This window comes from Mesorhizobium sp. WSM3873, from assembly GCF_001672445.1.
In the GTDB taxonomy this organism is placed as follows: Bacteria; Pseudomonadota; Alphaproteobacteria; order Rhizobiales; family Rhizobiaceae; genus Mesorhizobium.
In genome coordinates this window covers 1-24,526 of sequence record NZ_LYTM01000035.1, presented here as the reverse complement: position 1 = coordinate 24,526, position 24,526 = coordinate 1, and the positions used below count along the sequence as shown (strand labels likewise).

Annotated in this window: 28 protein-coding genes and 2 pseudogenes; 14 read left to right on the top strand and 16 right to left on the bottom strand. The window is 63.0% G+C overall.

Features of this window, described 5'->3' with window-relative positions; translation table 11 throughout:
* The 3 genes and pseudogenes from A9K71_RS32700 to A9K71_RS22305 all read right to left on the bottom strand — a co-directional run.
* A pseudogene (locus A9K71_RS32700) lies at positions 1-557 on the bottom strand (GcrA cell cycle regulator); the annotation flags it as partial.
* A 101-nt stretch (positions 558-658) separates the two neighbouring features.
* Positions 659-970 carry a hypothetical protein gene (locus tag A9K71_RS22310; RefSeq protein ID WP_067001068.1) on the bottom strand — a complete coding sequence of 104 codons (312 nt, stop codon included), beginning with the start codon at positions 968-970 and terminating at the stop codon, positions 659-661.
* Positions 967-1,287, bottom strand: coding sequence for a hypothetical protein (locus A9K71_RS22305; RefSeq protein WP_245299727.1), 321 nt, complete (start codon positions 1,285-1,287; stop codon positions 967-969). Before A9K71_RS22305 ends, A9K71_RS22310 begins: the two co-directional genes overlap by 4 nt.
* An 80-nt stretch (positions 1,288-1,367) precedes the next feature.
* Between A9K71_RS22305 and A9K71_RS22300 the strand changes: the two genes are divergently transcribed.
* The 3 genes from A9K71_RS22300 (at position 1,368) to A9K71_RS22290 (ending at position 6,571) form a co-directional block, all read left to right on the top strand.
* Positions 1,368-2,000 (top strand): S24 family peptidase, encoded by a 633-nt coding sequence (locus A9K71_RS22300; RefSeq protein WP_067001065.1) that lies wholly within the window; start codon positions 1,368-1,370, stop codon positions 1,998-2,000.
* 199 nt (positions 2,001-2,199) lie between these two features.
* Entirely contained in the window at positions 2,200-6,102 is a 3,903-nt protein-coding gene (locus tag A9K71_RS22295) for a tetratricopeptide repeat protein (protein ID WP_156752746.1), read from the top strand.
* Positions 6,103-6,346: 244 nt separating this feature from the next.
* Positions 6,347-6,571 (top strand): hypothetical protein, encoded by a 225-nt coding sequence (locus A9K71_RS22290; protein WP_067001059.1) that lies wholly within the window; start codon positions 6,347-6,349, stop codon positions 6,569-6,571.
* Here the strand turns inward: A9K71_RS22290 and A9K71_RS31735 are convergent.
* Positions 6,562-6,705 (bottom strand): hypothetical protein, encoded by a 144-nt coding sequence (locus tag A9K71_RS31735; protein ID WP_156752745.1) that lies wholly within the window; start codon positions 6,703-6,705, stop codon positions 6,562-6,564. The two genes, A9K71_RS22290 and A9K71_RS31735, sit on opposite strands and share 10 nt — an antisense overlap.
* Positions 6,706-7,169: 464 nt before the next feature.
* On the opposite strand from A9K71_RS31735, the gene A9K71_RS22285 reads away from it, so the two are divergent.
* The 3 genes from A9K71_RS22285 to A9K71_RS31730 all read left to right on the top strand — a co-directional run bounded on the left by A9K71_RS22285 (position 7,170) and on the right by A9K71_RS31730 (position 9,146).
* Positions 7,170-8,258, top strand: coding sequence for a GSU2403 family nucleotidyltransferase fold protein (locus A9K71_RS22285; RefSeq protein WP_067001056.1), 1,089 nt, complete (start codon positions 7,170-7,172; stop codon positions 8,256-8,258).
* 81 nt (positions 8,259-8,339) lie between these two features.
* Positions 8,340-8,687 carry a hypothetical protein gene (locus tag A9K71_RS22280; RefSeq protein WP_156752744.1) on the top strand — a complete coding sequence of 116 codons (348 nt, stop codon included), beginning with the start codon at positions 8,340-8,342 and terminating at the stop codon, positions 8,685-8,687.
* A 246-nt stretch (positions 8,688-8,933) separates the two neighbouring features.
* Positions 8,934-9,146 (top strand): hypothetical protein, encoded by a 213-nt coding sequence (locus A9K71_RS31730; protein ID WP_067001092.1) that lies wholly within the window; start codon positions 8,934-8,936, stop codon positions 9,144-9,146.
* A 91-nt stretch (positions 9,147-9,237) separates the two neighbouring features.
* On the opposite strand, the gene A9K71_RS22270 is transcribed toward A9K71_RS31730, so the two are convergent.
* The 3 genes from A9K71_RS22270 to A9K71_RS22260 form a co-directional block, all read right to left on the bottom strand.
* Positions 9,238-9,489 (bottom strand): DUF2934 domain-containing protein, encoded by a 252-nt coding sequence (locus A9K71_RS22270; protein WP_067001050.1) that lies wholly within the window; start codon positions 9,487-9,489, stop codon positions 9,238-9,240.
* A 108-nt stretch (positions 9,490-9,597) separates the two neighbouring features.
* Positions 9,598-9,807: a hypothetical protein gene (locus tag A9K71_RS22265; RefSeq protein WP_067001047.1), complete on the bottom strand. Its 210-nt coding sequence runs from the start codon at positions 9,805-9,807 to the stop codon at positions 9,598-9,600.
* Positions 9,808-9,881: 74 nt separating this feature from the next.
* Complete coding sequence (locus tag A9K71_RS22260; RefSeq protein ID WP_067001089.1) at positions 9,882-10,181, bottom strand: DUF1236 domain-containing protein; 300 nt, start codon at positions 10,179-10,181, stop codon at positions 9,882-9,884.
* A 203-nt stretch (positions 10,182-10,384) separates the two neighbouring features.
* Between A9K71_RS22260 and A9K71_RS22255 the strand changes: the two genes are divergently transcribed.
* Positions 10,385-10,738, top strand: coding sequence for a DUF982 domain-containing protein (locus tag A9K71_RS22255; protein ID WP_082980646.1), 354 nt, complete (start codon positions 10,385-10,387; stop codon positions 10,736-10,738).
* Between the two features lie 157 nt (positions 10,739-10,895).
* Here A9K71_RS22255 and A9K71_RS22250 read toward each other — a convergent pair whose 3' ends face one another.
* Positions 10,896-11,114, bottom strand: coding sequence for a hypothetical protein (locus A9K71_RS22250; protein ID WP_067001044.1), 219 nt, complete (start codon positions 11,112-11,114; stop codon positions 10,896-10,898).
* 260 nt (positions 11,115-11,374) lie between these two features.
* Positions 11,375-11,677: a DUF1236 domain-containing protein gene (locus A9K71_RS22245; protein ID WP_067001081.1), complete on the bottom strand. Its 303-nt coding sequence runs from the start codon at positions 11,675-11,677 to the stop codon at positions 11,375-11,377.
* 221 nt (positions 11,678-11,898) lie between these two features.
* On the opposite strand from A9K71_RS22245, the gene A9K71_RS22240 reads away from it, so the two are divergent.
* The 3 genes from A9K71_RS22240 (at position 11,899) to A9K71_RS22230 (ending at position 14,098) form a co-directional block, all read left to right on the top strand.
* Positions 11,899-12,786: a DUF1236 domain-containing protein gene (locus A9K71_RS22240; RefSeq protein ID WP_067001042.1), complete on the top strand. Its 888-nt coding sequence runs from the start codon at positions 11,899-11,901 to the stop codon at positions 12,784-12,786.
* Positions 12,787-13,103: 317 nt separating this feature from the next.
* Positions 13,104-13,337 (top strand): polymerase, encoded by a 234-nt coding sequence (locus tag A9K71_RS22235; protein ID WP_067001040.1) that lies wholly within the window; start codon positions 13,104-13,106, stop codon positions 13,335-13,337.
* A 413-nt stretch (positions 13,338-13,750) separates the two neighbouring features.
* Positions 13,751-14,098, top strand: a complete 348-nt coding sequence (locus tag A9K71_RS22230) for a hypothetical protein (protein WP_245299725.1) — start codon at positions 13,751-13,753, stop codon at positions 14,096-14,098.
* Positions 14,099-14,381: 283 nt separating this feature from the next.
* On the opposite strand, the gene A9K71_RS22225 is transcribed toward A9K71_RS22230, so the two are convergent.
* The 5 genes from A9K71_RS22225 to A9K71_RS22205 all read right to left on the bottom strand — a co-directional run bounded on the left by A9K71_RS22225 (position 14,382) and on the right by A9K71_RS22205 (position 18,977).
* A complete protein-coding gene (locus tag A9K71_RS22225) occupies positions 14,382-14,789 on the bottom strand; it encodes a hypothetical protein (RefSeq protein WP_067001036.1) in 408 nt (135 codons plus the stop codon).
* Positions 14,790-15,542: 753 nt separating this feature from the next.
* Positions 15,543-16,475, bottom strand: a complete 933-nt coding sequence (locus A9K71_RS31725; RefSeq protein WP_348627011.1) for a hypothetical protein — start codon at positions 16,473-16,475, stop codon at positions 15,543-15,545.
* 430 nt (positions 16,476-16,905) lie between these two features.
* The gene (locus tag A9K71_RS22215; RefSeq protein WP_067001034.1) at positions 16,906-17,316 is read right to left on the bottom strand and encodes a TadE/TadG family type IV pilus assembly protein; all 411 of its coding nucleotides are present in this window, start codon (positions 17,314-17,316) and stop codon (positions 16,906-16,908) included.
* Complete coding sequence (locus A9K71_RS22210; protein ID WP_067001032.1) at positions 17,306-17,746, bottom strand: TadE/TadG family type IV pilus assembly protein; 441 nt, start codon at positions 17,744-17,746, stop codon at positions 17,306-17,308. The genes A9K71_RS22215 and A9K71_RS22210 overlap by 11 nt, the downstream gene beginning before the upstream one ends.
* A gap of 4 nt (positions 17,747-17,750) precedes the next feature.
* Positions 17,751-18,977, bottom strand: coding sequence for a pilus assembly protein TadG-related protein (locus tag A9K71_RS22205; protein WP_067001029.1), 1,227 nt, complete (start codon positions 18,975-18,977; stop codon positions 17,751-17,753).
* 280 nt (positions 18,978-19,257) lie between these two features.
* Here A9K71_RS22205 and A9K71_RS22200 point away from each other — a divergent pair, with 280 nt between their 5' ends.
* Positions 19,258-20,475, top strand: coding sequence for a TadE/TadG family type IV pilus assembly protein (locus A9K71_RS22200; RefSeq protein WP_067001026.1), 1,218 nt, complete (start codon positions 19,258-19,260; stop codon positions 20,473-20,475).
* Between the two features lie 24 nt (positions 20,476-20,499).
* Here the strand turns inward: A9K71_RS22200 and A9K71_RS22195 are convergent, their stop codons facing one another.
* Positions 20,500-20,736 carry a hypothetical protein gene (locus tag A9K71_RS22195; protein WP_067001071.1) on the bottom strand — a complete coding sequence of 79 codons (237 nt, stop codon included), beginning with the start codon at positions 20,734-20,736 and terminating at the stop codon, positions 20,500-20,502.
* A gap of 483 nt (positions 20,737-21,219) precedes the next feature.
* Between A9K71_RS22195 and A9K71_RS22190 the strand changes: the two genes are divergently transcribed.
* The 3 genes from A9K71_RS22190 (at position 21,220) to dinB (ending at position 24,264) form a co-directional block, all read left to right on the top strand.
* Positions 21,220-21,504, top strand: a complete 285-nt coding sequence (locus A9K71_RS22190) for a hypothetical protein (RefSeq protein ID WP_067001023.1) — start codon at positions 21,220-21,222, stop codon at positions 21,502-21,504.
* A gap of 757 nt (positions 21,505-22,261) precedes the next feature.
* Positions 22,262-22,642 (top strand): cupin domain-containing protein, encoded by a 381-nt coding sequence (locus A9K71_RS22185; RefSeq protein WP_067001020.1) that lies wholly within the window; start codon positions 22,262-22,264, stop codon positions 22,640-22,642.
* Positions 22,643-23,001: 359 nt separating this feature from the next.
* Positions 23,002-24,264, top strand: a complete 1,263-nt coding sequence (gene dinB / locus A9K71_RS22180; protein WP_067001016.1) for a DNA polymerase IV — start codon at positions 23,002-23,004, stop codon at positions 24,262-24,264.
* A 141-nt stretch (positions 24,265-24,405) separates the two neighbouring features.
* On the opposite strand, the pseudogene A9K71_RS32695 reads toward dinB, so the two are convergent.
* Positions 24,406-24,526, bottom strand: a pseudogene (locus tag A9K71_RS32695) (IS110 family transposase); the annotation flags it as partial.

Sequence of the window (24,526 nt, the reverse complement as noted above, 5' to 3'; positions counted from 1 at the left end):
GGCGCGGGGAGCTTGTAGAGCTGGACGTCGGACTTTTCCCGGGTGCCGGGGGAAAGCCAGGCGGGCGGCAGCGTGCGCGCGGGTTTGCGGGCTTTGGATTTTTTGGGTTTCGGTGGAGTGCGGGCATCCGGTTGCGTGGATAGCTCAACAGCGGATAGGTTGGCGGGACAGCACCCCCCTCTGCCCTGCCGGGCATCTCCCCCGCAAGGGGGGAGATTGGCAGTTGCGGCGCCGGCTTCTTCAACCCGCTTCGAAAGCGCTGCCGGCTCGGAGAGCGTGACACCTCCGGCCGCCACCCTGCCCCGCCGGCCCGGCCGGTCCGGCCGGTCCGGCCGCACATGTTTCCGCGGCCTGCCGCCAGCGCGGCCACCCTTCGGGTTGGCGAAGCCGATGGCACGAAGGCCGGCGTTGCGGTGCACGATGCCGATAATGGCGTTGCGCGAGACCGGGCTGCCGCGCAGCGCGCTGAAGCGGCCGGCAATGCGCGAGGCCGATAGCCCCTCCTTCAGCCAGGCGGCGATCTCGTCGATTTCCTTTTCGGTGTAGGCGGCAGCCATGTCTCATTCCATTGCTTGCGAAGGTTGCGAAGCGCTCGACTTGAAGCCAAGCGCCAGGGTTCGGCCGCGGGCGGTTGGTCAGGTCCGGGAAAGGGTTGAGATCAGGCGGCGCCGGGCGCCGCACCAAGCAGGCGAAGAAGGGCCGCCTCGGCGGCGGCCCGGGTCAGGCCCGACACCGCCAGGCCCGCCTTGCGGTCGAACAGGATGACGGTGCCGTCCTCGGTGCGGATGCAGGAGACGAGCCGGCCCGAATTGGGGGCCGGAGCCGGGGGAGGAGCGGCTCCGGCCGTTCCGGTGAACCGGGGTGCGGGCGGTTCGACCGGATCCGGGGCAGAGGCCCCGGAAAGCGTCCGGACCGGGGAGGAGGACGGCCCGGACGATTGGAATTCGACAGGCGAGGCAAGCGCGTTCATGCCGCCTCCCCTTGCATGGCGGCAGCGGCGCGATGGCCCGCCAGCCATTCGTAGCTGATGCCGGCAATGCCGCGCCTGCGGCTCGCGGCCACCACATGCGGCCAGTGCTGCGGCGCGATGCGTCCGCGACGGCGCATCTGGCGGGCGGCTTCATAGCCGCAGCCGACATCTGCGGCGAAGGCGCCGATACTCTGCCAGGAATCAATTAGCCCCGAGATGCTCGTGGGCAGCCCCGAGATGCTCGCGGGCAGCCCCGGCCCATTCGCGGCCGAGATACTCGCACGGAATGCGGAAATGCTTGCGGTAGGCTCATTCATGCGCTAAGCGTACGTTATGTACGAATAGCGCGCAAGCGAAATCGTACAATTCGGACGATAATTTTCAGGCATTTTGTACGATGATGGATTCTCGGCACAGATTGCAGCAGGCGCGCGCCCAGGCCGGTTATGCCTCGCCCAGCGATGCCGCGCGGGCCTTGCGCGACATCAACAAGAACACCCTTATCAGCCATGAGAACGGCAACCGGCCGCTGTCGCGCAAGGCGGCGGAGAAATACGGCCGGCTGTTCGGCGTCGACCCCGGCTGGCTCTTGTTTGACGCCGACGGCGTCGAAGCCGCGCCTGTGCACCTCGCCGCCTCGCCCATCACCATCGACGTGCCGATCGTATCGTGGATCAGCGCCGGCGAGCTCGGCAGCCAGGACAGCGTGGTCAACCTTTCGGACTACCCGACCATCCCCACCGCCGATCTCGAGGAAGGCGAGTGGATTGCGCTGCGCGTCGACGGACCGTCGATGAACAAGATCTCGCCGCCGGATTCGATCATCTTCGTCAACCTGCGCGACAAGCGGCTGGTGACCAATGGCTGCTATGTGATTGCCGACGAAACCGGCCGTGCCACCTACAAGCGCTACCGCCCGAACGACACCCCGCCCTTCCAGCCGGCGTCCTATCTCGACATTCCGCCGCCGGAGCTCGAAGGGGCGATCACCATCATCGGGCGGGTCAAGCGCTCAATGATCGATATGTGAGAGACAATCTCGCTGAGAAACCACCGCTCAACGAAGAACAAGAAGAACTTCGCGTTGCCAGGCTTTGAGGGTTGCGTTCTTTGGCCGAGAGCGAGCACAGGATAGCGTTCGCAATTTCTGCTTGCATTTCGGAACAAAAACGGAACTATGTAGGTAATTGCAGCCGCTGCCGCGGCAACTCCGGGGGGAGGATCAAAACATGTCACGCCGCACCGGCGCGTTCGCCCGCGCATTCGTTGCATGGCTTTCATTTGGCCCGCTTTTGGCGCCGGCGGGAATAGTGGTGCTGCTTGGCGGGCTTCGCAGTCCGGCGCTCGCAGAGAGCAAGGATTACGCTACTTGCTTCAGCGACGGCGCCCTCTCCGCCGACCAGCAGATTAGCGCCTGCACGCCCATCGCCGAGGACAGCGCCGAGATTCCCGATCTTCGCGTTAACGCCTATTTCTGGCGTGGCCTGGCTTACACGCAGAAGAACGATATCGACCGCGTCATCGCCGACATGAGCGAGGTGCTCGCGCTTGATCCGACATACGTGCCCGCCTTCACCAATCGCGCCATTGCCTGGGAGAGCAAGGCAGATTTCGAGCGAGCCGTCGCGGACTACACTCGCGCAATCGCGCTCACGCCGGACGATGCCAACCTCTATGCCGACCGCGCCAGGGCACTCAACAAGAAAGGCGAGCACGACCGTGCGATTGTCGAATGCGACAAGGCGATCGACATCGATCCCGCCAACGAGATGGCCTATGGCGTGCGCGGCGTCGCCTGGGAGGACAAGGGCGACGCCACGCGGGCCCAAGCCGACTATGACAAAGCAGAGAGCGTCCGCGCGGACCCCATCACGCCTTACCATGACCGCGCACTTTCATGGATCGCCAAGGGCGAGCGCAGGCGCGCGGAAGCCGATTGCAAGCACATCGCCGGCGTCGATGCAGACAAAGGGCGTGATTGCTCACGCCGGATCGCCGAGGCTTTTGGCGAGCCGCGCGACGGAGGTGGCGAGAAAACCGCCACCGCCCAAAATGCGGTCGGCATAGAATGGCAGGAAAAGGGCGACCATACCCGCGCCATCGCCGCATTCGACGAGGCGATCCGGCTCAATCCAGCAAGTTCCGCATTTTACTTCAACCGCGCCAAGAGCTGGGGCTTAAAGAAGAATTATGCCCGCGCTATCGCCGATCTGGATGAAGCCGTACGCCGCGACCCGGCCAACGCCCCGGCTTACCGCGTGCGCGGCATGACTATGGCTCGAGTCGGCAATTCGAAAGAGGCGCTTGCCGATCTCGACAAAGCGATTTCCATCAGTTCCGACGATCCAAAATCGTATTTCGAGAGGGCGCTTGTCTGGGAGGCGAGCGATCCTGACAAGGCAATAGCGGACCTGGACAAGGCAATCGCGCTCGACCCGGCCAACGCGGACTACCGAAAGGAACGGCTGAGCGTCCAGATTGGCAAGCGCAGGGCCGAGGGGCAACCCGTGCTGCAGTCACCGGGCGCTACGACCAGTCAGGCTCATGTCCCAATCCCAGCTGAGCCGCAGGCGGCCAAGCCTATCGCGCCTCCCACGTATGAGCCGCCGCAACTCTATGCCAAGCGCGACAATTCCGCCGCCATCGACTGGAATATGAAATCGGGGTTGCAGCAGATGCAGGTCGACCCCAAGGGCGCGATAGATACATTCAGCTTTGTCATCGGCCTCGATCCCTACAACGCCGATGCCTACTACCACCGATCCATCGCGGAGGCCTTGCTTGGCAATTTCGACCTCGCCGTCGGCGACTGCCGGCGAGCCGTCGAGCTCGACCCGAAGCGGGCAGGCACGTGCAGGGAACACCTGCCCGGCGAGCAAGGCAAGCCGACCGCCGCGAAGCCAGGCAGGGATCCGGCGACCGCCAGGATCCTGCTCGAGCGCGCCCAGATGCGGCTGTCGAAATATGGCGTGGACGGCGCATTGCTCGATTTCGACAAGGCCATCAGCCTCGATCCCGAAAACGCCGACGCCTATTTCGGTCGCAGCCGCGCCCGGATGCTCAAGGGCGATCAGGCCGGCGCGGCAGTCGATTGCCGGCGTGCCATCGAACTCGACCTGAAGCGGACTGGAAGCTGTGACGAGCAGGCTGCCGTTGGCGAAAACAGGCCGGCGCCGCCAGTGGGCATGCAACAGTTGCAGCCCTCTGTTGCGGCCGCCGTTGAAACCTTGGCGAAGCAACTCGGCCAAGGCAAAGCGAGCCCAACGCGAATACTGTCCGCTTCAAAGATGCTGGAGGCGGCCGAGGCGACCGACCCACGTGTCCTGAGCGCGGTGCAGAGCGGCGACACCTTTTCGGACGCGGGCAAATATGACCATGCCATCGCAGAATATGAGCAGGCGATCGCGCTCGACCCCAGTAGCCCATTCGCCTATTTCGGCCGCGGCAAGGCCTTGGCCGCCAAGCGCGCCTACGACCTGGCGATCGCCGACTACGATCGGGTGATCCAGCTCGTTCCGGATCTGGTCTCGGCCCATATTCGCCGGGGGATGGCCAAAACCATGTCGGGCGATGTCGAGGGCGCGCTTGCCGATTGCGGCCATGCCGCCACGCTCGACCCGAAGGCGCGCGACGCGTTCTTTTGCAAGGGCATGGCCTGGCACGCCAAGGGCGACGGCGGGCGGGCGATCGCCGCCTATTCATTAGCGATCGCGATCGATCCGAAAGACGCCGCCAGCTATTATGGGCGCGGCATGGCACGGGCCGACAGGAAGGACTATGACGGCGCCATCGCCGATTTCGACCGGGCAATCGACCTCGACCCGCACAATCCGGATTACCTGGTCAGCCGCAAGGCGGCCGACGCGGCAAGAGGAAAAGGCGATGTCGCGGCCGAAGCCGCCGGGCCTGATCCGAAGAAGCTCAAGGCTTTCATCGATCTCGGCGATGCCCTCTACAAGAGGCACAAATTTGATCGCGCCATTGCCGAATACAGCAAAGCCATCACGCTCGATCCGAAAATGGCGTCCGCATATCTGGGGCGCGGCATGTCGCTGGTAGCGAAGGGCAAGTATGACGCGGCCATCGATGATTACGGCAAGGTGATCGAACTCTATCCTGCCTACGTCGAAGCTTACCTCGGCCGCGCCGTCGCCTGGAGCAAGAAGAACGAACTGGATCGAGCGATCGCCGATTTCAGCCGCGCGGCCAAGATCGACCCCAGTTCTGCGCCGATCTATTTCGGGCGTGGCAGCGCCTGGCTCGCCAACGGCGATTACGACCAGGCGATTGCGGACTACGACCAGGCGCTCAAGCTGGATCCAAGGCTGGCCCTAGCCGAGAAGGGCCGCAAGCTCGCCGTGGCGGCCAAACGCAAGTCAGCCGGAAGCGATCCTGTCGGCTCTGACCAGAGCAAGTTGAAGACCATCGTCGACCACGGCTACGTCTGGTATAAGAAACGCAAGTATGCACGCGCCACCGCCGCGTTCGAACAGGCCATCGCGCTCGATCCGAAAAACCCCGCCGGCTATCGCGGACGGGCGATGGTCCGCACCGACACCCATGACTATGATGGCGCCATTGCCGATTTCAGCAAGGTCATCGAACTCGCGCCGAAGAGCAGCGATGCCTATTTTGGGCGTGCCGCTTTGTGGGGGAAGAAAAACGAGCTTGACCGGGCGTTAGCCGACTATGACCGAGGCCTGGAGATCGATCAGAGTTGGAGCATGGCCTACTACGGACGGGCAACCAAAAGGCTGGAGAAGGCCGATTACGAGGGTGCGATGACAGACTTCGACAAGGCGATCGAACTGGATCCCAAAGTCGCGCGCTTCTACGTCGATCGCGGCTTTGCCTATGCGGCAAAAAAGGACATCGACAGCGCAACGCGAGACTTCAACAAGGCGATCAGCCTGGACCGGAAGAAGAGCGCTGGCGCCCATTTCGGTCTAGGTGCAATCAAGGAAAGCCAAGGCGACCACGATGGCGCCATCGCCGAGTACAGCCGCTCTATCGAGATCGACCCGACATATGCCGACGCCTACGATTTGAGGGCACATTCCTGGAGAGCTAAGGGCGATTTGAAGCGCGCCGAGGCCGACCGCAAGAAGGCGCTGAGCCTCGGACTGAACTAGACAGGCATTTTAGAGGGGCGGATGTCGCGTGGGAAATGGTTGCAGGTGGAGGCGGTCGTCCCCTTTGAGCTTCGTTGAGGCAAAAGTGCTACCAGCGATGTTCGGCGGCGGCAGATATCACCATGAGTCGGTGGCGAAGCCGCCCCAGCCTGTGACCACCGCCTACATCGATGCCTAGATCCGGAAGCAGGATCTCCAGATCGTTGAGGCTATCGCACGCGAATTTCCGGACGACTACGATGCGATGCTGCGCAAGATCACTGCCGCCGCCCAGACCGGAAGCCAAACAGAAGTGCGCAATACCAGCAGACAGGCGGTCGCCGATCTGCGGCACAGATATGCACCGCTCCTGCTTTCAGCTCCGGACAGCGCGGTCTCGCAAGCGCTTTCGGCGCAACTCGACATGCTCAATCATGTCATTGCGCGCGAAACGCCGGCCACCTGCAACAATTACCTGCGCTACGGGTAGGTCTCGAAGTATGGCCTTTCCTTCAACGCCTTGCCGTTGCCGTCGAGCAGTATTCCCGAGGCAAACAAATACCCGCCCATCGCTTCCATCTTCGCCATGTCCATGGTGCCGATGGCGCCGTTAGCACCCTTCAAAAAATGCCGGTCGTTCAGCGCCGGGTTGGTGAGCGTTGTCCTTGTTCGCCGCGATCAGCGGGTCGCCTGCGTGCTTCGCGCGGTCGACGGCGAAGGCGTAGCCGGCCCGCGTTCCTCGAAAAAAGCGGCGGCGGCTTGTCGGTTGGCGCCAAGGAACGCGTTTCCGGAAATGATCAAGGTGTGCTCGTCCGGCAGCCGTAATCGGCGTAACGGAAGCTGCGCTGCTCCAAGCTTCCAAGCCCGGCCTCAACGCCTTCCAGGTCGAGTTTTCGGGCGTGACGTCGACCGCACCGGGCAAACCGTTTCCCCAATCCGCCGAAGAGTGGCCCATCTCTCCTAGGAGATGCCGGTCGTTATAAGATTTTTACCAGTTTCTTATAACGCTCTTGAAATCTCGCCGAATAAGGCCCAGTTATAAGAAAACTGCAGGTTTCTTATAACGCTGCGCACGCCCGGGGGCGGCCATGAAGACCATCGATCTTGCCTATCGTACCCTCTATGCCGAGCTGGTGCAGCGCAGCCTGGATGCCTCCTTCGAGACCGATTTCTCGACGGCGGGCAATTTCGTGCGCGTGCCGGTGAAAGGCCGCGACTACTGGTATTTCGAAGAGACGCGGCCGCAAAAGTCCAGGCGCTATGTCGGCCCGGCGGAAGATCCCGAGATCGCCAAACGGGTCGCGGCCTTCAAGGAGATCAAGGACGATCTCAGAGCTCGCCGCAAGCTGGTCTCCACGCTGGTTCGCGACGCCGGCCTGGCGGCGCCCGATGCTTTCAGTGGCGACGTCGTCGAGGCGCTGGAAAAGGCCGGGCTCTTTCGCCTGCGCGCGGTGCTCGTCGGCACCGTCGCCTTCCAGACCTATGCAGGGCATCTCGGCGTCAAACTGCCAGGAGCCGCGCTGCAGACCGGCGATGCCGACTTTGCCCAGTTCCATTCCGTCTCGGCCGAAGTCGACGACAGCATGCCGCCGCTCATCGAGGTGCTGAAGGCGGTCGACCCGACATTCCGGGAAATCCCGCACCGAACCGATGCGGGGCGCACGACGCAGTTCGAGAATGCTTCGCGCTACCGCATAGAATTCCTCACTCCGAACCGAGGCAGCGACGAGCATGCTGACCATGCCAGCCCGATGCCGTCGCTGGGCGGCGCCTCGGCCCAGCCCTTGCGCTTCCTCGATTTCCTGATCCGAGACCCGGTGCGGGCAGTGCTGCTCCACCGCTCCGGCGTGCCGGTGCTGGTCCCCTCGCCCGAACGCTTTGCGGCCCACAAGCTGATCGTCGCGGCGCGACGCGCGGGAAGCGCTGCCGCCAAGCGGGAGAAGGACCTGCATCAAGCAAGCCTGCTGGTCGAGGCGCTCGAGACCACGCGTCGGCAAGACGACCTCGCCCATGCCTTCGCGGAAGCGTGGAACCGGGGCGAAGCGTGGCGTGAGGCGCTGCGCAAAGGCTTGCAACTGCTTCAGCCTGACAGGCGCGAGATGGTGGACCTGGTCCTCGGCAGGGCGCTCGACGAAGCGCGCATCGAGCTCGACGGTTTCATGAGACGGTCCAAGTGAGTTATCGTTCAAATTGTACGAAACGTTCCTGACCACTTTTCGTACCTAATGTACGATATTGCCCTTCGTTGAGGGGTGTTCTTGAACACCGCGAACCATGCCGCTTTCGCCGACCTTTCCCGCCCATTGCTCTCGCCTTTGCCGCTCGCCGAGCGCGAACGCCTGGCCGGCGCGTGGCGCATGGCCAGCCAGGACATCGCCGACGACATCCGCTTCATCCGGCAATATCTGAAGGTGATCGCGGAGAAGGACGACCGGCTTTCGACCGGCACGCTGGTGCACGGCCGCGCCTATGTCGAGGCCTGCGCGGCCTGGCTGCCCGAAACGATCGCGCGATATTTGAGGAACCTCAGGCTGATCAGCGAATGCGAGTGCGCGATGACTGCGGAGGGCGTGCGCTTTGCAAAATCGAGCGATACCTGGGAGTGAGATGTCCTTCCTTCTTCGCGGAGGAATACCACCAAACGCGACGAAACAGAGGGGCGCGAAGGAGCGCGGCGACGGAATGGTTTCCGCCCGCGCCGGGTGCAGAGAATTCGCTTTTGCAACTTTCGGATGCACCTCGACAAATGTATCGTTTCACACAATTGCCAATTGGTGGACGCGGGCGAGCGGCCGGTAGTTAATTCCTTTCGGGCGAAGGAAGGCATAGTCGCGTACCAGGGAGGAACTCGTTTGATAGACCAGCAAATCGACATCGGCGCACCAGCCGACGATCAGCCTTACGAAGTCACCTCATTCGCCAGGAAGCATGGGCTGACGATCCCGATCGCGGACGCGGTGCTTTTTGCCAAGGGTCCGTCGCCGTCGCGGGCGGCCTGCGATACCGCCGCGCTGGCTTTCCTCTGCGCCGTTGCGCAATACGCCAGGAAGCAAGGGAGGCGATAGCCGTTCAGCCTCCACCTCCGCGCCCTAAATCTTCGGGCGGGCTTGCTACATTTCGATTGTGCGGATGGCAGCGGCGCAACGGCCGCTGGGGTCATGCCTTGGCTTTCGGCTTGGCAGGAGCCTTGGCCTTGGCGGGGGCTTTGGCGGGTGTTTCGGTCTTGGCCGCTTTCGGCTTGGCGGCGGCCGTCTTTTTGGACGCGGCCTTGGACTTCGGCTTTACTTCGGCGTCGATCTCGGCGGCCGCCTGGTCCCAGTGCTCCATATGCGCGCCTTCCGGCCGGCCGGCCTGCTCCCAGATCTCGTGCGCCCGCCGGCGAATGCGTTCCTGCCTGTCGTCCGTCACTGTCGCCTCCTTTGAGTGGGGCCGCTCCCCCACGGAAACATTAGCTGAATTTTCTGGTGGCGTCTTGCGCATCGACGCGTAGGTGCCTGAACTTCGGCAGCGATTTCTTCAGTGCACGTCGGAGACGATAGCGACTCCCAGATACGCCGCCTTCTTTGTAATCAATGCGGCTAAATCGGCGTCAGAGCGTTCGGTTCCGGTGCGCCTGCGCAACAGGCCAATCGCTTCCTTCATCGATAAGAGGCCAGTGCGGCGTTCGGCCAGAAGCTGGTCGACCGCCTTTGCACAGTCGACTGATTCGACATGGGGATGATGCATGGCTGCGACTCCTTCCTAGGAGCCGGCATCCCCCCGCCGGTTTGGCGGGAGGATCGGGGCTCGTAAGCGTAAGATCACTCGATGACGTGGATGACCCTGCGTGTACCAGGATCGATCAGGACAGTGCGATCGTTGACCACAGCATATCTGTACTGAACGTCCGGCACCTCCCGCAGCTCGACCGTGTCAGGCACCGTCGAGCCGACGCCCAGTTCCAGCCCCAGTATGTTGACCGAGGCGATCGGGTGCTTGTGGACATATTCCTTGACAACAGTCTGCTGCTCCGGCGTGACGATGATCTGGTCCGCAGCGGCAAAGCCTACGCCGGCGATCAGAGCAAGGCCGGCAACAGCAGGAATAAGGGTGCGTTTCATCATAAGTCTCCTGTTGTGTTGGCGAGCTCCGCCCGCCTCCGCCGTCGCGGAAACCCTGGCAGGTCGAACATAGGAGCTCCCGGGGCAAACGCGTGCATTGGGGTCTTGTTCCGTCTGCGGCGCCTAATTGATTGTTGCCGGCGGAACCGCCGGGGCGGCTTCGCATTGTTTGAATTGAATAATTCGACAAGCAAAGGCCCGCCATGACTGCAGTTCACATCACAAGCGACATGCCGCTCCGCGCGCCGGTGGCGATCGCAGTCGGGGCCGGCTTCAAGCGCGAGATCGCTTCCCTGGCGGCGATGCAGAATTTCCTCAAAGAATGGCCGCCGGCGATGCGCGGCGACTGTTATGCCGCGGCCGTGCAGACCTGCGAGGCAGCGCGGACAGGCGAGAGGAAACTCGGGGAAGCGCGGCGGGCCTTCGTGGCATTCGCTCAGAAGGCCGGCATTCTGTGGACCGGCGTCGACCCGGTCACCGCGCTACGCGAAGCCAAGATCAGACGCGTCAAGGCCAGGAGCATAAGCCAGCAGCGCCGGCAATGGCCGCTGGCGTGACAGGCTGCTGAAGTCCGGTTCTATAGGATCGGGCTTATGGAACCAAGCATCATCGAAAAAGCCCTCGCGGCCGAAGGCTTTTGTCGCGCCAAGCGGCGTAGCGCCGCTCACTGCCGCCCAGTGCTGGACGGCAGCCAGTCGACATCGATGACGGCTGTCAGTTCAGCGAAGCTTCGCACGACTCGGTGAGGAAAGATGCGGCGATCAGATCGTCCGCATCGATGCGTAGGGAGCCATCGCCGCCCCCCATTATGGCCGCGACCTTCTGGAAGGTCTTTATTTCATGTGCGGTGATGTGGGCGTCTTCCATCCTGGCCCGCAACTCGGCGACGCGCATCCCGAGCGAGCGGGATGTTCCGATTTCTCGTTTCGACATGTTAACTAGTCCTCCTCGCCCCTGCCCATGCCTGTTCGCCGCCGCCCGATTCTGCTTTCTGCCACCGGTTTGTGTTGCCTATGAGACAGGTTTGTTTCTGCCACTGGTTTGTGTTGCCCATGAGACAGATTTGACCCAAAGCGCCCAACTTGGGTGTGGGTCAAAGGTTCCGTTAGGATATCGTAAATTAATAATTTTCCGTTAACCGCCCGCCGCCGTGACCGGCGGCGGGCCATCCGTCCGGCCGATTACGCTATCGGTTAATTGAGCACCTTGATGATCTTGCGCGTGCCGGGGTCGACGATCACAGTCCGGTTATCGACCACGACATAGCGATATTTGACGTTCGGCACCTCGTGCAGTTCGACCGTCTCGGGAAGCGTGCTGCCGATGTTCAGCTCGATGCCGGGAACCTTCACCGAAGCCAGCGGCTGCTTTTGCACATATTCCTTGATGACGGTTTCCTGCTCGGGCGCGATCACGACGGTGTCCTGCGCAGCGACGGCGCCAGCGCCGGCGAGAAGCAGGAGGGCCGCGGCGGCGGTGGTGATGTGCATTTTCATGGTCGTCTCCTTTGTGTGGTCAATCGCCTCCTCTGCTGCGCCTGCGATTTCCACAGCCGATCGGCACCGTCCTAACGCCGAGGGCCACGGCTTGTTCCTGCAAAATTCCGCGCATCCGCCGGCGTAGGAACGCCGCCGCCGCTTGGCAAAACAATCTCGGAACAATGCCTTCCAAGTCGTGTTTAACCAACGAAGGGACCGACTTTCCGAGGAGAAATCAGATGAAACATCTTCTGATCACGAGCATGATCGCGCTCGGCGTTGGTTGCGGCGCCGCGATGGCGCAGACCGAGTCCGTGCAGCCGAGCGGCGGCGATAATTGTGCCGCCGGCCAAGCCGACTGCCCGAAGGGCGGCAAGGCTGGCGAGCAGGCCCAGGGCAAGATGAAGTCTCAGACCGAGCAGAATGCCCAGGGCACCACCAAGATGAAGACTGAGCAGAATGCCCAGGGCGAGGCTGGCGCCAGCACCGAGCAGAACGCCGAGGACAATACGCAGCTGAAGAAGAAGCAGCAGGCGCAGGGCAAGACCGACACCAAGACTGAGCAGAATGCTCAGGGCAGCACCAAGGTGCAGACTGAGCAGAATGCTCAGGACAACACTACGCTGAAGAAGAAACAGCAGGCCCAGGGCAAGACCGGCACCAGCACCGAGCAGAATGCTGACAGCAACACCAAGGTGCAGACCGAGCAGAATGCTCAGGGCAAGACCGGCACTACCGCCGACCAGAACGCCCAGGGCACCACCAAGATGCAGACCGAGCAGAACGCTCAGGGCAAGACCGGCACGACCACTGAGCAGAACGCTCAGGGCAACGTCCGGACCGACCAGGACAAGACGGCCTCGATCACCAATGTGACGGTCGAGCAGCGGACGCAGATCACGCAGATCATCCGCGAGACCAACGTCCAGCCGGTTCGCGATGTCAGCTTCGACATCTCGGTCGGCGTCGAGGTTCCGCGGCAAAAGATCCGGCTGCATCGCCTGCCGCCCCGCATCGTCAAGATCGTCCCGGCTTACGAAACCTATGAGTATTTCGTGCTGGCCGACGGGCGCATCGTGATCGTGGATCCGGACACCTACAGGATCGTCGTGATCCTGGAGGCGTGATCCAGACAGCATTTCCGACAGGAGGCCTGCCGTGCCGCAAGGCATGGCGGGCTTTTCTTATGTCGCTTCAGCCGCGGGCGCAAACGTCCCCTCCCCGAAGCCGGGGGCAGCCCCGTCCAAGCCTTATCGCCCGCCCTCGCCGCAACACAGCCGTCGGACTGAGGTCTGGTATGGGAGGGCATTGGTCCCCCTCTCGAAACATACAGGCAGTTATGTTGTTGGAGTCATGACTGGCGAGCATAGGTCCCTTCATCGTCGGTTGTTGTTGCACCCGCCGCTACCTGCGATGCGGCGGGTGCTCCTTTTGGGGGTGCTGCATGCAACTCGGAGAGATCATTGCGAATCTGTTCGCCGCCGTTCTTCTGATCTGCGTTGTGGCGCTCGTGTTCTTCGCAGGCGGCAGGCCACTCTGGCCGGATCGCGAGGCCAAGATGGTCATCCTTCTGCCGCCGGATGCCATGGCAACGGGATCGGTCAGGGCGCTGGCGCACGTTCGCCTGCCCGACGCCTTCGATACAAGACTGGTCCAGCCAAGGCCCCAATCCCGATAACCTCTTCGGCCAGCCCAGAGCCGGCCGCGACGTGATCCGGCCGATTGGAGGTCAGAGCTAACTCTCCGCTTCTTTCGTGGAAGGGCGGAGGGCCGTCTCCCGCCGATGAAGGGCCGTGCTCGGCGGGCGGGCACTGCGGCAACCGGCGGCCGGGTTCAGCTCAGCAGCATGTCAGCGGCGGCGAAGGGTGATGCACGGGCCGAAAGCAGGCGAACACGCCAGCGCGCCCGGTAGCCCGCTGCGGTTCATTAGCTGCTCCTGATCATCGTGCCGCGAGGGAACGGAATCGGCCTCGGCTTGGTTCCTGAGGCATAGGTCCTTCGGCGGGCCGGAGTTAAGACCTATGGCAAGGGGTCTGCGTGAAGTCTTGCGATCCTGGCGGAAAAGGTGCAAGGGTCAACATGGGTAGAGCAATGGGCGAGATCGTCGAAGACCCTAACTGGTCGCGGCGCTCGGTTGGGCAAATGTATTTTCCGCAGTTTCTTGTGGGAATGACGGCAACGCTTCTGGTGGTTCTCGGCTGGACCTTCATGTCCACCGGGTCCGTCTGGCAGTCGCTTGGCTGGACGTTCCTGGCGGGCGTGGTGCTGCAGGCAGGCTACTTCGTGGCTGTGCTGTGGCTCGTGCAAGCCGAAGGCCGGGCCACGGACGAGAGCAAGGCGAGCGACGCCGGCGCCCCCGCCAAGCTGCCCGGCCCGTTCGAGCGCGACGGCATCGTCCATGCGCTGATCTCGCGGCTGTTCCCGAGGCTGCTGCCGTAAGGCGGCTCAGCGTCCGGCCAAAGCCCCCAGCACCGTCATCTTTTGGGTAGCGACGTGAAGCGGAGCGAAGACCCGAGAATCCAAGCCGTGACCTCGTCGAGGAACGCAGCGCGGCAGAATCCTGCACCGTCGTAACGCTCTGAGCTTACGGCCTGCAGTCTGCGCCGCGTCGCTTCGCTCCCTGCTCCGCCACAGGATGACGTGCCAATCTTGGCCGCGTGCGATCGAGCAATTGAGCGCGTCGCACTGGGCCGGTTCAGGCGACGCGCTGTTGGGTGCACCGTTACTGCGCCGGAGCGACCGTGGCCGAGCGCACCGTCTCCGCGGACGAGAAGACGATGAAGGCAAAGGTCAGCACCGCGGCGGCGACGATCAGCGAGCCGATCGCCACGACCGGCTCGATCTCCGGATGGCCTGCGGCCAGCATCCAGTAGAGCGCCGGCAGCATGATCACGAGGCCAACCGTATAAAGACCGTAATGGATCATGGCGATGCGGCGCTCTGCCTTGGCCGGATTGAGCGCGTAGTAACCGCCGAAGATCGCGCTGGTCACCCAGCCGAGAAGGTTGATGTGGGCGTGCGCCGGGAAGGCGCCGTGGTCGCCCGAAATCGCCATCTGCAGCCCGGCGGCTATGCCCAGGATGAGAAAGATGACGGCCGTCTTGAAGAAAAGCTCCGAAACCCGTGGCATTTTGTTGTCCTCCCAATGCCCTGTGAAATCCCTCACCCGCTAAGCTACACACCGCAACGCATATTAGCCACAAGGCAGCGAAGTTTTGGTGTGCATTGCGCACAGCGTCAGGCGAGGCAAAAAGGCCCGCAAGGGTCGGCGCCGGCGGGGCAGCGGTCCCCGGGCCTGCAGTTGTTTTCCCCAATGCAGGGCGGCTCGCAAAAGAAATTGCCCGTCCCCCATTCCAACGCCGGCCATTATATCGTAGTACGACATTCATAGCGAGAACTCTGGGGTGGCAACCGGGGGCCGGGAGCTGACCATACAGCTCCCGGTCAAACTCGTTTCGTCGCGCCGATTTTCGATCACCCGGTCTGCGCCACCGCCGTCGGTTCTGCCACCCTTTCAAACACGTGGCACAATGCCAACCAAAACCGACGAAAGGCTTCCAGCGGTGCGGACGCCGAGGGATTTTTAGCTCTTCCTTAACTAATGTTATTCGGTCGGCCGGCGCCGCACGTTAGCTTTCTGGCGCGGGTAGAAGCCGTCTGACCACCTCGGCTTTTGCTACTTTTGGGCTCGCCTCAAAGGCGAGCCTTTTTTTGAATTCCGCCTGTGCCTCGGCGTGGCGTTTCTGCTCGCCGCAACCAGGATTCCCCCGGCCTTCCCTGGTCTGTAGCTATCGTTCCAATGCATTGCCGTCAGCCAAACAAAATGCCGCCGGGTCGCCCCGGCGGCAGGCAATTTCACTCCGGCAGGTTCGCCGCTTGTGCCTTATGGCGTGGACGTCGCCGCAGCCGCCTGGTCGATCTTGTCGGCCAGCACGTCCTTGGCCCAGTCCGTCACCTCCTGATCGACCGGCTTGTTGGCCATGTCCTGCAGGGCGGCGTCGAGCGTGGCGTCATCGGGGGCAGGGTTAGCGGTCACCGCGGCCTGGGCATCCGTGACCGCCTGGGTGTCAGCGGCGATCGCGGCGTTCTGGGCGTCGATCTGCGCCTGAACGTCGGCAACCTGCGCATCGAAAGCCGCCTTTTCCTCGGCCGTCATGTTGGTCGTGTCGGTTGCATTGAGGTCGGCGAGCTGTTGGGTGAGCGTGCCGAGCTGGGCCTGGTCGGCGGCCAGCTTCGCGTTTGCCGCGTCAAGCTTGGCCTGCGCGTTCTGGGCTACGGCGGCCTGGGTCACATAAGCCTGAATGCCCGCGAACTTCTTGCTCTTGGAATTCATGTAGGCATTGATGTTGCGCTGGAGCGAGTTCAGCCGGCCGAGCTTGGCATGGATGTTCTTTTCCTTCGGCGTCGCAGCCTTAGTGGTATCGTCCGTCGTGTCGTCATCGGTTGCATCGTCGACCTGCGACTTGGCGGCCTTTGCCGACGCCGACTTGCCATGCGAGGCGCCGCTGTTGCCGCTTTGGCCCTTGCCGCCGCCCTTGCCGTTGCCACCGCCGTTGCCGTTGCCCCCGCCATTGCCATTGCCATTACCGCCGCCATGGCTGCCGCCATTGCCGTGGCCCCCGCCATTGCCGCCGGCTCCGGCAAGTGCGGGAGCCGCCGCGAGCGCCAGAATGGCGAGCGAAGCCAAAAGTGTTTTCCGGATTGTCATCATGTTTCTCCGCAGGTGAATCGCCACCAATGCCCAACCGCTAGATCGCGTCATATGAGAATTCCCTAACGGCTTGGAGTAACTTTTAAACAAATTCGGTGGCGGCAAGAGAGTATCCCGAGAAGCAGCTCCGGAAATCCTGCTGAACACCTGTTAACTTGCTGAAATTATTGCGTAAATAAATGGGCTAAGGCCAGGTCCGCCCTCTGGAACAATGAAGGCCCACCTCCCGTCGGACCATGGGCCCAACGCTATGCGGCCAGCGTCCGTCGAGGAGTACAAGACGCCTGTTTATAAAGGCGATTTTCGGACGTGCGCGGCATCGTTTAGGGCAACCCGCGGGAGCGGTGATGCCACCAGCGCTTGGGGCGCGCTACCGAGGTGTTCTTATCCCGCTTTGCGGCCAATCCCAGATATATACTTATATATTCTTCCTCGGCATGCCCTGAAGCGTGTCGCAATCTTTCGGCCCACACAGCTTGTTAAGCTTAGCCCTGGCATTGACCCGAAACGAAGTCCCACTTTGGGGAGACGTGCTTCAGCTGTTGATCAGCGGCACGGTGACAGTGGTCGAGTAATTGATCGGAAAATCGCTGAAATAGGGAAAGTTGATGACGAAGGCATAGCTGGCGCTGACATGCGCCATCTTGAAGCCGCCGCTCGGCGGGTCGGTGGTGATCATAACTGTCACGTTCTGCAAGCCGAGCGCCTGTAGTTTCTGCGTCGCGATCGCCTGGATCTGAGCCTGGGTCATCGTCCTGTCAAGCTGCAGCGAGCGCGCCGAGGCCTCGAGCGCATAGCGCACGCTGGACTCGTTGTTCATCGACCAGCCGAAGGCGAAGATGCCGAACAGAAGCATGATCAGGAAAGGCACGATCAGCGCGAACTCGATCGCGGCGCCGCCAGAGGCGTTGCTGGCAAACAGCCTGGTTTTTTGCTTAGCGGACACGGACCACCTGCTGATGGCTGAGCGCGCTATTGCCCGGGAAGACGCCGAAGGTGAACGGCGGAACCCAGGTGCCCGACGCCTGGATCTGGACGAAGACCGAAGGCAGCTTCGAGCCAGCGCAGATAGTGGTCGAAGTGACCACGGTCGCCCCGCACTTGTAGCTGCGGGTGACAACGACGGCCGCATCGTCCGGCTTCTTCTGCCAGCTCGCGAGCGCGGCGGCCTGGACGGCGTTGTCATCGGTTGCGCCGGCCAGCAGCAGGTTCGCCGCCGTCTTCACGCCGGCCCGCATCGCCATCGAGTTGGTGACATAGGACCAACCATCGGCGATGCCGAACAGGACGGCGCATAGCACCGGCAACACCAGCGCGAATTCCACCGCGGCGGCACCGGAGCGGTCTTTGCGTAAGCGGATAGCGGCTGGCTCCATGCCGCTACTCGACGATCGCAACCGACTGCGCCGCCGGTATATTCTTCATTCCAAGGCTGGTGCAGTCCTGCTTGATTGTCGTGCTGCCGGACCATTGGATCGTGTCCGCGACCACCTGCGTGCAGCCGCCGGTCCCCGAGAAGTTGCCGAGATAGCTGACCTGCTGCCTGGGGAAATAGATGGCGCCGGTCAAAAGCGAGTTCGCGGTGCCGTTGAAGGTGTTCGACGCGTTGGTGCCGGTCCTGTCGCCGTAGAACAGCACGCCGGAATAGGGGCCCGATGTCTGCGCGCTCAGCGTCACCGTGGCGTTGCCGTTCATGCTGACGGTATTGCTGCCGGCCATGAAGATGGTCACGCCCGTTCCGGAGACGACCGCGTTGGCGTTGATCTTCAAAGGGCCCTGGATGACATAGACGCCAGGAGAAAGCGTGACATTGCCCTTGAGGTTCATGCCGCTGCAATAGGTCCCGGGGCTCAGCGTCGTCTTGTTATCGTTCTGGCATTGGTTCGAGGCCGCAGGCGTCGGCAGGTCAGCGTAAGGATCGGCCGCAGGCAAGGCCCCTGTGATCGGAGACTTACAGACCATCGTGGGCGTCGTGCTAAGCGAAACGCCGCCAACCGCGATCAGGCAGTCGGTCTGGAGGGTTGCCGACCCTTGGACCTTGATGGCATCGTTGGCGATCGAGTTCGCCATGATGACGCAGCCGACCTGCTTAAGGCTGGTGTTGCCGGAAATGCTCACCGCCTGCGAGGCCGACGGATTGAGCGCCCTGTTGCAGGCATAGGCGCCGTCGGTGATGAGCGCCACTGCCCTCGCCTGCTCCGGCACCTTGCTGTCCGTGAAAATGGAGGTGAACATCCGGTCGAGGTTCTGGTTGAGGATGACCTCGACTGCCTTCTTGGCCGTGTTCGGCCCCGAGGTGGGCGGCGCGTGGACGGTGATGGTGCCATTGCCGAGGCCGTTGTCGGTCGCCGACTGCGTCGCGGCCGCCGTGATCGCCGCGGTATTGGATCCCTGGATCTTTTCCAGCGCGCCGGCATAGGCGGCGGCATCCGCCGTCGCCTGCAGCTTCAGGCTGGAATAGTACCAGTAGGACGTCTCGACCCCGAGCCCAGCCCCGCCGACGACGATCGGCAGGGTGAGCGCGAAGATCGTCGCAACATTGCCGCTCTCGCCGCGCCGCAGGCGGCGGGAGACGAACTGTCTGAAAATCCGACCGAATGTGTTCATGGCCGAGCGCGCCCAAGCTATCCCAGCCACCACGTTCAACACCCGGCGATAAACGAATGGCTAATTTTTTTCCTCGACTTGCGATTTTCAGACCCTTGTATGCATATTTACCGCCCTGCGCGGCCGCGACTCAGACTTAGGTCCCATTTCATATAAGACCTAAGGTCAAGCTGCGGATAAATCAGCGATTTTAGCTTTTGCTGCATTTTATCTTTTTCGGAAATCGGTCGTAGAGACGGCTGGAGTAGTGTCTCTGCCGTTTCGGGCGAGGGGTGCTGCCATGATCAGACGGTTCTGGGCTTCGACGCGCGGCAATTTCGCGCTGGCGACCGCAATCGCCATGGTGCCGCTGATGCTTGTCGTGGCCGGCGCCGTCGATGTGGCCGGCACGAGCGACGACGCGGCGCAACTGCAGAACTCGCTGGACGCAGCCGGGCTGGCGGTGGGCACGAAATACCAACCGACCATGTCGGCCGGCGATGTGCGCCAGCTCGGCCTGACTTTCTTCTCAGCCAATCTGAGCGTCGCCGACGCCGGCGAATATTCGGGCAGCGTCGGGGCGTTCCAGGCAGCGGCCAGCGGCGATCCGAGCGGCTACACCATCTCGCTGTCGTCGAGCATCAGCCGAGCGGCTTTCATCAGCGGCGCGCCGGCCTGGCAGGCGACCCGCTCCGCCTCCGTCGAGGTCAAACCCGGGGCGCAAGCGTGCGTTCTGGCGCTCGATCCGCATGTCGGCTCCGCCGTTAACCTGCAGGGCTCGACCAATGTGGCGATGAACGGCTGCGTGATCGCCGCAAACTCGGACGCGGCCGACGCCATCGACCGCGGCGGCTCGGCCCTGCTTAGCGCCGCATGCGTCTCGACGGTCGGCTCGACCTCGGGGTTGACGCCGCCCAATGCAACACTCTCGTGCGGCGCACCGCTCGAAAACCAGTACGCATCTTTCGACCCGCTGGCCAATGTCACCCCGCCCGCCTACGGCATGTGCCAATCCATGCCGAACGGCAAGACGGTCACGCTCTCGCCCGGCACCTATTGCGACAAGACCTGGTCTGGGAAGATCACGCTTAATCCGGGCGTCTACATCCTGCGCAACGTCACCATAAAGCCCGGCGGCAATGGCATCCTCACCGGCCAGGGCGTGACGATCTTCCTGATGGAAGGCTCGCAGCTCTACATCAATGCCAATGAGCAGGTGAACCTCTCGCCGCCGACCAGCGGCCCCTATGCAGGCATCACAATCTTCCAGGCCAAGGCCAACACCGCGGCGCTGACGATCAACGGCGGATCCGGCTCGGTGGTCAGCGGTTTCATCTATGCCCCCGACGCGGCGATCTCCTATGCCGGGAATTCGGACATGAACGCGCAGGGCAATTGCCTGCGGCTGGTCGGCAATACCGTAGGCATGACCGGAAACTCGGCGGTGAAATCGGACTGCGCGGCCGAGCTCGGCAATCGCGAGATGTATGCCGGCAGGATGATCACCCTGGCGAAATAGCGCCGCTCTTCCGTCGAGGGGAAATCAGTACTCGCCGACGATATCGGCGCCGGGCTGTTCGTCGAACAACACCGCGCAGCCGCGCTGCAGCGCCACCTGGCTCAACGCGTTCGCCGCCGCCTCGTCGGATGAGACGAAGTCACCGGTCAAGACGCGCAGTTCCTCGACGGCTCTCGACATCGAAACAAGGCGCCCAGCCGCGCCATCGCTGGCGCAGGCGTCGACGACGCAGAGAAGATCGATCAGTTCGAAGCTGTCCATGGCGGCCTCCGCCCACAGGATCCCTTCGCGGAAGTCAACGGCGTGACGGGCGGCCGGGTTCCGCTCGGAGTGGTGCATCATGATTTGGCGACAGCCTGGGCGGCCCGCGCTGAGATCGAGCGAAGCGGCAGGCAGGGCATAAAAGTACGTCGCGCACGCCTGTGGTCGTTTGGATCGACCGGCAAAAGCGCGGCGAACAGGTTCGCGAATCTCGGCAGACTGCGGGATTGTGGGAGTTGCCCGCCACATCGCAGGAAATGGCGGGCAACTCCACTTTCAAACCGCCGATGAAGGGACGTTACTCGACGGTTGTGCCACAATGAGTTGTGGGCCTACTTGTTTCCAGAAATCGCCCATTCGGACCTCTGCGCTCAAAGGTGCGGCCTCAGGTCCCGCCTGACAAGGGACCGTGGCCCGAAAGCAGGAACATTCCAGCTTTGGCGCCGTTGCCACGACATCCCAATCGGCAGAGGAGAGGAAACCATGGCCGACAGACCTACAGTTGTAAACACCAGTGGCGGGGGCGGCGCCGGCACAGCAGTGGCGATCGTTCTTGCCATCATCGCGATCGTGGCCCTGCTGTTCTTTACCGGCATCATCAATGTCGGTGGCCGCACCGGCGGTGGCGGATCGACGGATGTCAATGTGAAGCTCGATGCGCCGAAGGTCGAGGCGCCCAAGGTGGAGACGCCTGCGGCTCCGTCGACGACGCCGGCACCCGCGCCTGCCGCTCCGGCTCCGGCCCCGGCTCCGGCCAACGGCGGTTGATCCGCCTGGCGCAACCGGTAGGCCGGTTGCGCGTTTATCGAATGGCTACTCCAGCTTCGGCCCGCGCATTCCTCTGGAAGGCGCGGGCCCTTTTTCTCTCGGGCCCTCTTTTCTCGGGCCCTTTTTGTCTCCGGCAGGTCCGCTCAGTCATCCAATTCCATCGGCCGATGGCCCGGCCTTTGATGCCAGACGACCTGGCGGAAGTCCGTCAATTCGACGACTTGGTCGCAGGTCGGACAGATATAGTTGTCGCAGCACTGGCGAAGCGCCGGCGGAGTGCGGCGCACTGCCCCGACCGGCGGACGGGTTTCCGTTTTTCCTACCTGATGAAGCATCGATTCCTCCCAGTTTGTCTGTTTTTCGAGTATCGCCTTCCACCCGGCTTGGCCTCGCCTATGGCGGTTTCGATGGGCGCGGTGAGCGCGCGCCCGCGAGCGGAAATGAAAATGGACTATCGCGGACGGGGCCTGGCTTTGCCGCGGCACTATTGGCGAAATTCACTTGCCGAGGGTTCACAGGATTCTCCCCAAGGGGCGAGAAACGGGGTGGCCCCTCAACCACCGTCGTGCCAGGCGCAAGGAACAGCAAAACACCGGCAGAGCGTGCTTGCAATAGGGCCTGCGCGGCAAAATCGATTTCGCGCCGCGCCCGGCAATTACATTAGCAATCATTCATTGAAAGGCGTATCAATCCAGCGGCGGTCGCCGACGATCGTGTGTCAGGTCCCGCTTGCAATCCTTGGAAGTGGGAGGATGCCATGGCCGAAGCTGCAATGAAGGTCACCAAGCTCGAATCCAAGTCGCATAACAATCCCGACGAGGTTCGCTCGCCCGCCAAGACCCGGGTCGAAGTGGTGCGGCTGCCGGGCTACACGCTCGGGCGGCTCAACATGGAGCCGGGCTGGAGATGGTCCGAATGCGTGAAGCCGGTGGTCAAGACCGACAGCTGCCAGGTGTCGCATGTCGGCTATGTCGTGTCCGGGACGATCACCATACGCATGGACGACGGGACGCAGAAGACCTTCGAGGCCGGCACGTCCTATACCATCCCGCCCGGGCATGACGCCTGGGTGGAAGGCAATGAGCCGTTCCAATGCATCGAGGTGCTGAGCGCCGAGCAATACGCCAAGCCGGTCTAAGGGCTGTCGGAGAAGTGCGCCTGAAGATCGGAGGGGCGGTGCTCCGGCTCGGCCGCACTTCGTCATCCTGGCCTCTTCGCGCGTCGTTTCGTTCCTGGCTTCGTCCTAGCATGACGCAGTTTCGGGCCGCGATCCTTCGCGCCCCTCCCTGGTCTCGCGGTCAACCCGTCAAAGGGGAGCACGCCGGCGCAACCGGTCAAAGCCCTTGGTTGTGAGGGGTTGCAGATGTTCTCATCCCCAGCTGGCCGGCTTGACAGGAAACTCCTTTTGTTCTCTTTATGTTCACACGCATTACCGCTTACAACAGTTGCTGCTAATGCTGCGATGCCGAAAAGTGGATGGATGGAGCCGGGAGCGCGATGGCCGCCACGAACGCCGCTTCGGCCGCTACCATCCTGCATGCCGATCTCGACGCCTTCTACGCCTCGGTCGAGCAACTGCTCGACCCGTCGCTGCGCGGCAAGCCGATCGCGGTCGGCGGCGGCGTGGTGCTTGCCGCCTCCTATGAGGCGAAGATTTTTGGCGTTCGCGGCGGCATGCCCGGCCGCAAGGCGCGCGAGCTCTGTCCGCAGCTCATCTTCGTCGGCGGCCGCTTCGGCGAATACCAGCGTCTCGGCGACGCCACGATCAAGGTGCTCGATGATTTCACGCCGCTGGTCGAGCGCATCTCGATCGACGAGGCTTTCGCCGATGTCGCCGGCTGCACGCATCTGTTCGGACCGCCGGACGAAATTGCGCGAACCATCCGCCGCCGCGTGAAGAGCGAGCTCGGCCTGCCGATCTCGATCGGCGTGGCCCGGACGAAGCATCTCGCCAAGATCGCCTCGCAGGTGGCCAAGCCCGACGGCCTGGTGGTGGTCGAGCCCGGCACCGAGCTTTCCTTCCTGCACGATTTGCCGGTGTCGCTGATGTGGGGCGTCGGTCCGGCAACCAAAGCGCGGCTCGCCGAGATCGGAGTCGAGACCATCGGGCAATTGGCGCGCACGCATAGCGGCGCGCTGGAGCGGCTGATCGGCCATGCCGCCGGCCAGAAGCTCGCGGCCCTTGCCTGGAACCGCGACCCGCGCCGGCTGGAGACGCATCGCCGCGCCCATTCCGCCGGCGCGCAGTCGGCGCTGGGCCGCAAACCGGCGCTGCCGCGCGTCTTCGTGCCGACGCTCCTGCATCTCGCCGATCGCGTCGCCAGCCGCCTGCGCGCCAAGGACCGGCCTGGCCGCACGGTGACGGTGCGCGTGCGCTTTGCCGACATGCGCGCGGTCACCAGCTCGGTGACGCTGGAGCAACCGATCCAGGCGACGACCATGCTCGCTGACGTCGCGGAAGAGCTGGTCAGAGGCGTGCTCGCCGCTCACCCTGGCGAACGGGAAATCTCGCTGCTGGCGATCTCGGTCTCGCATCTGGAAGAGCATGCCGAGCTGCAGCTCGAACTGCCGCTCGGCCTGGCGGACGAGAAGCTGAAGCCCGGCAGCCGCAAAGGCCTCGCCCGCTTCGGCGCCGACCGCGCCATAGACAAGATCCGCCAGCGCTTCGGCAAGCAGGCCGTCGGCTACGGCACCGTCGCGCTTGAAGCGGCGCGCTCGGTGCCGGATGAATTCAGGGAGCTGGCGGAGAAGGAGCTGTGAGGGAGGTGCTTTGCATCTCCTCTGGCGACGTTGGAGATTGGCGAAAGCCGACGCGCCCCCCGATCTCCCCCTTGTGGGTCCCTTGTGGGCCCCTTGTGGGGCCGGCAGGACAGAGGGGGGCGGCGACCTATCCCTTCGTCATCAACTCTGAGGAATCAGGGCATCCCGGAGCCTGGCATTTAGGGTGACGATGATCTTTCGCATGACTGCGGCGATGGCCACCATTGGCTTTTTGCCGTTGGCGCGAAGGCGCTTATAGAAG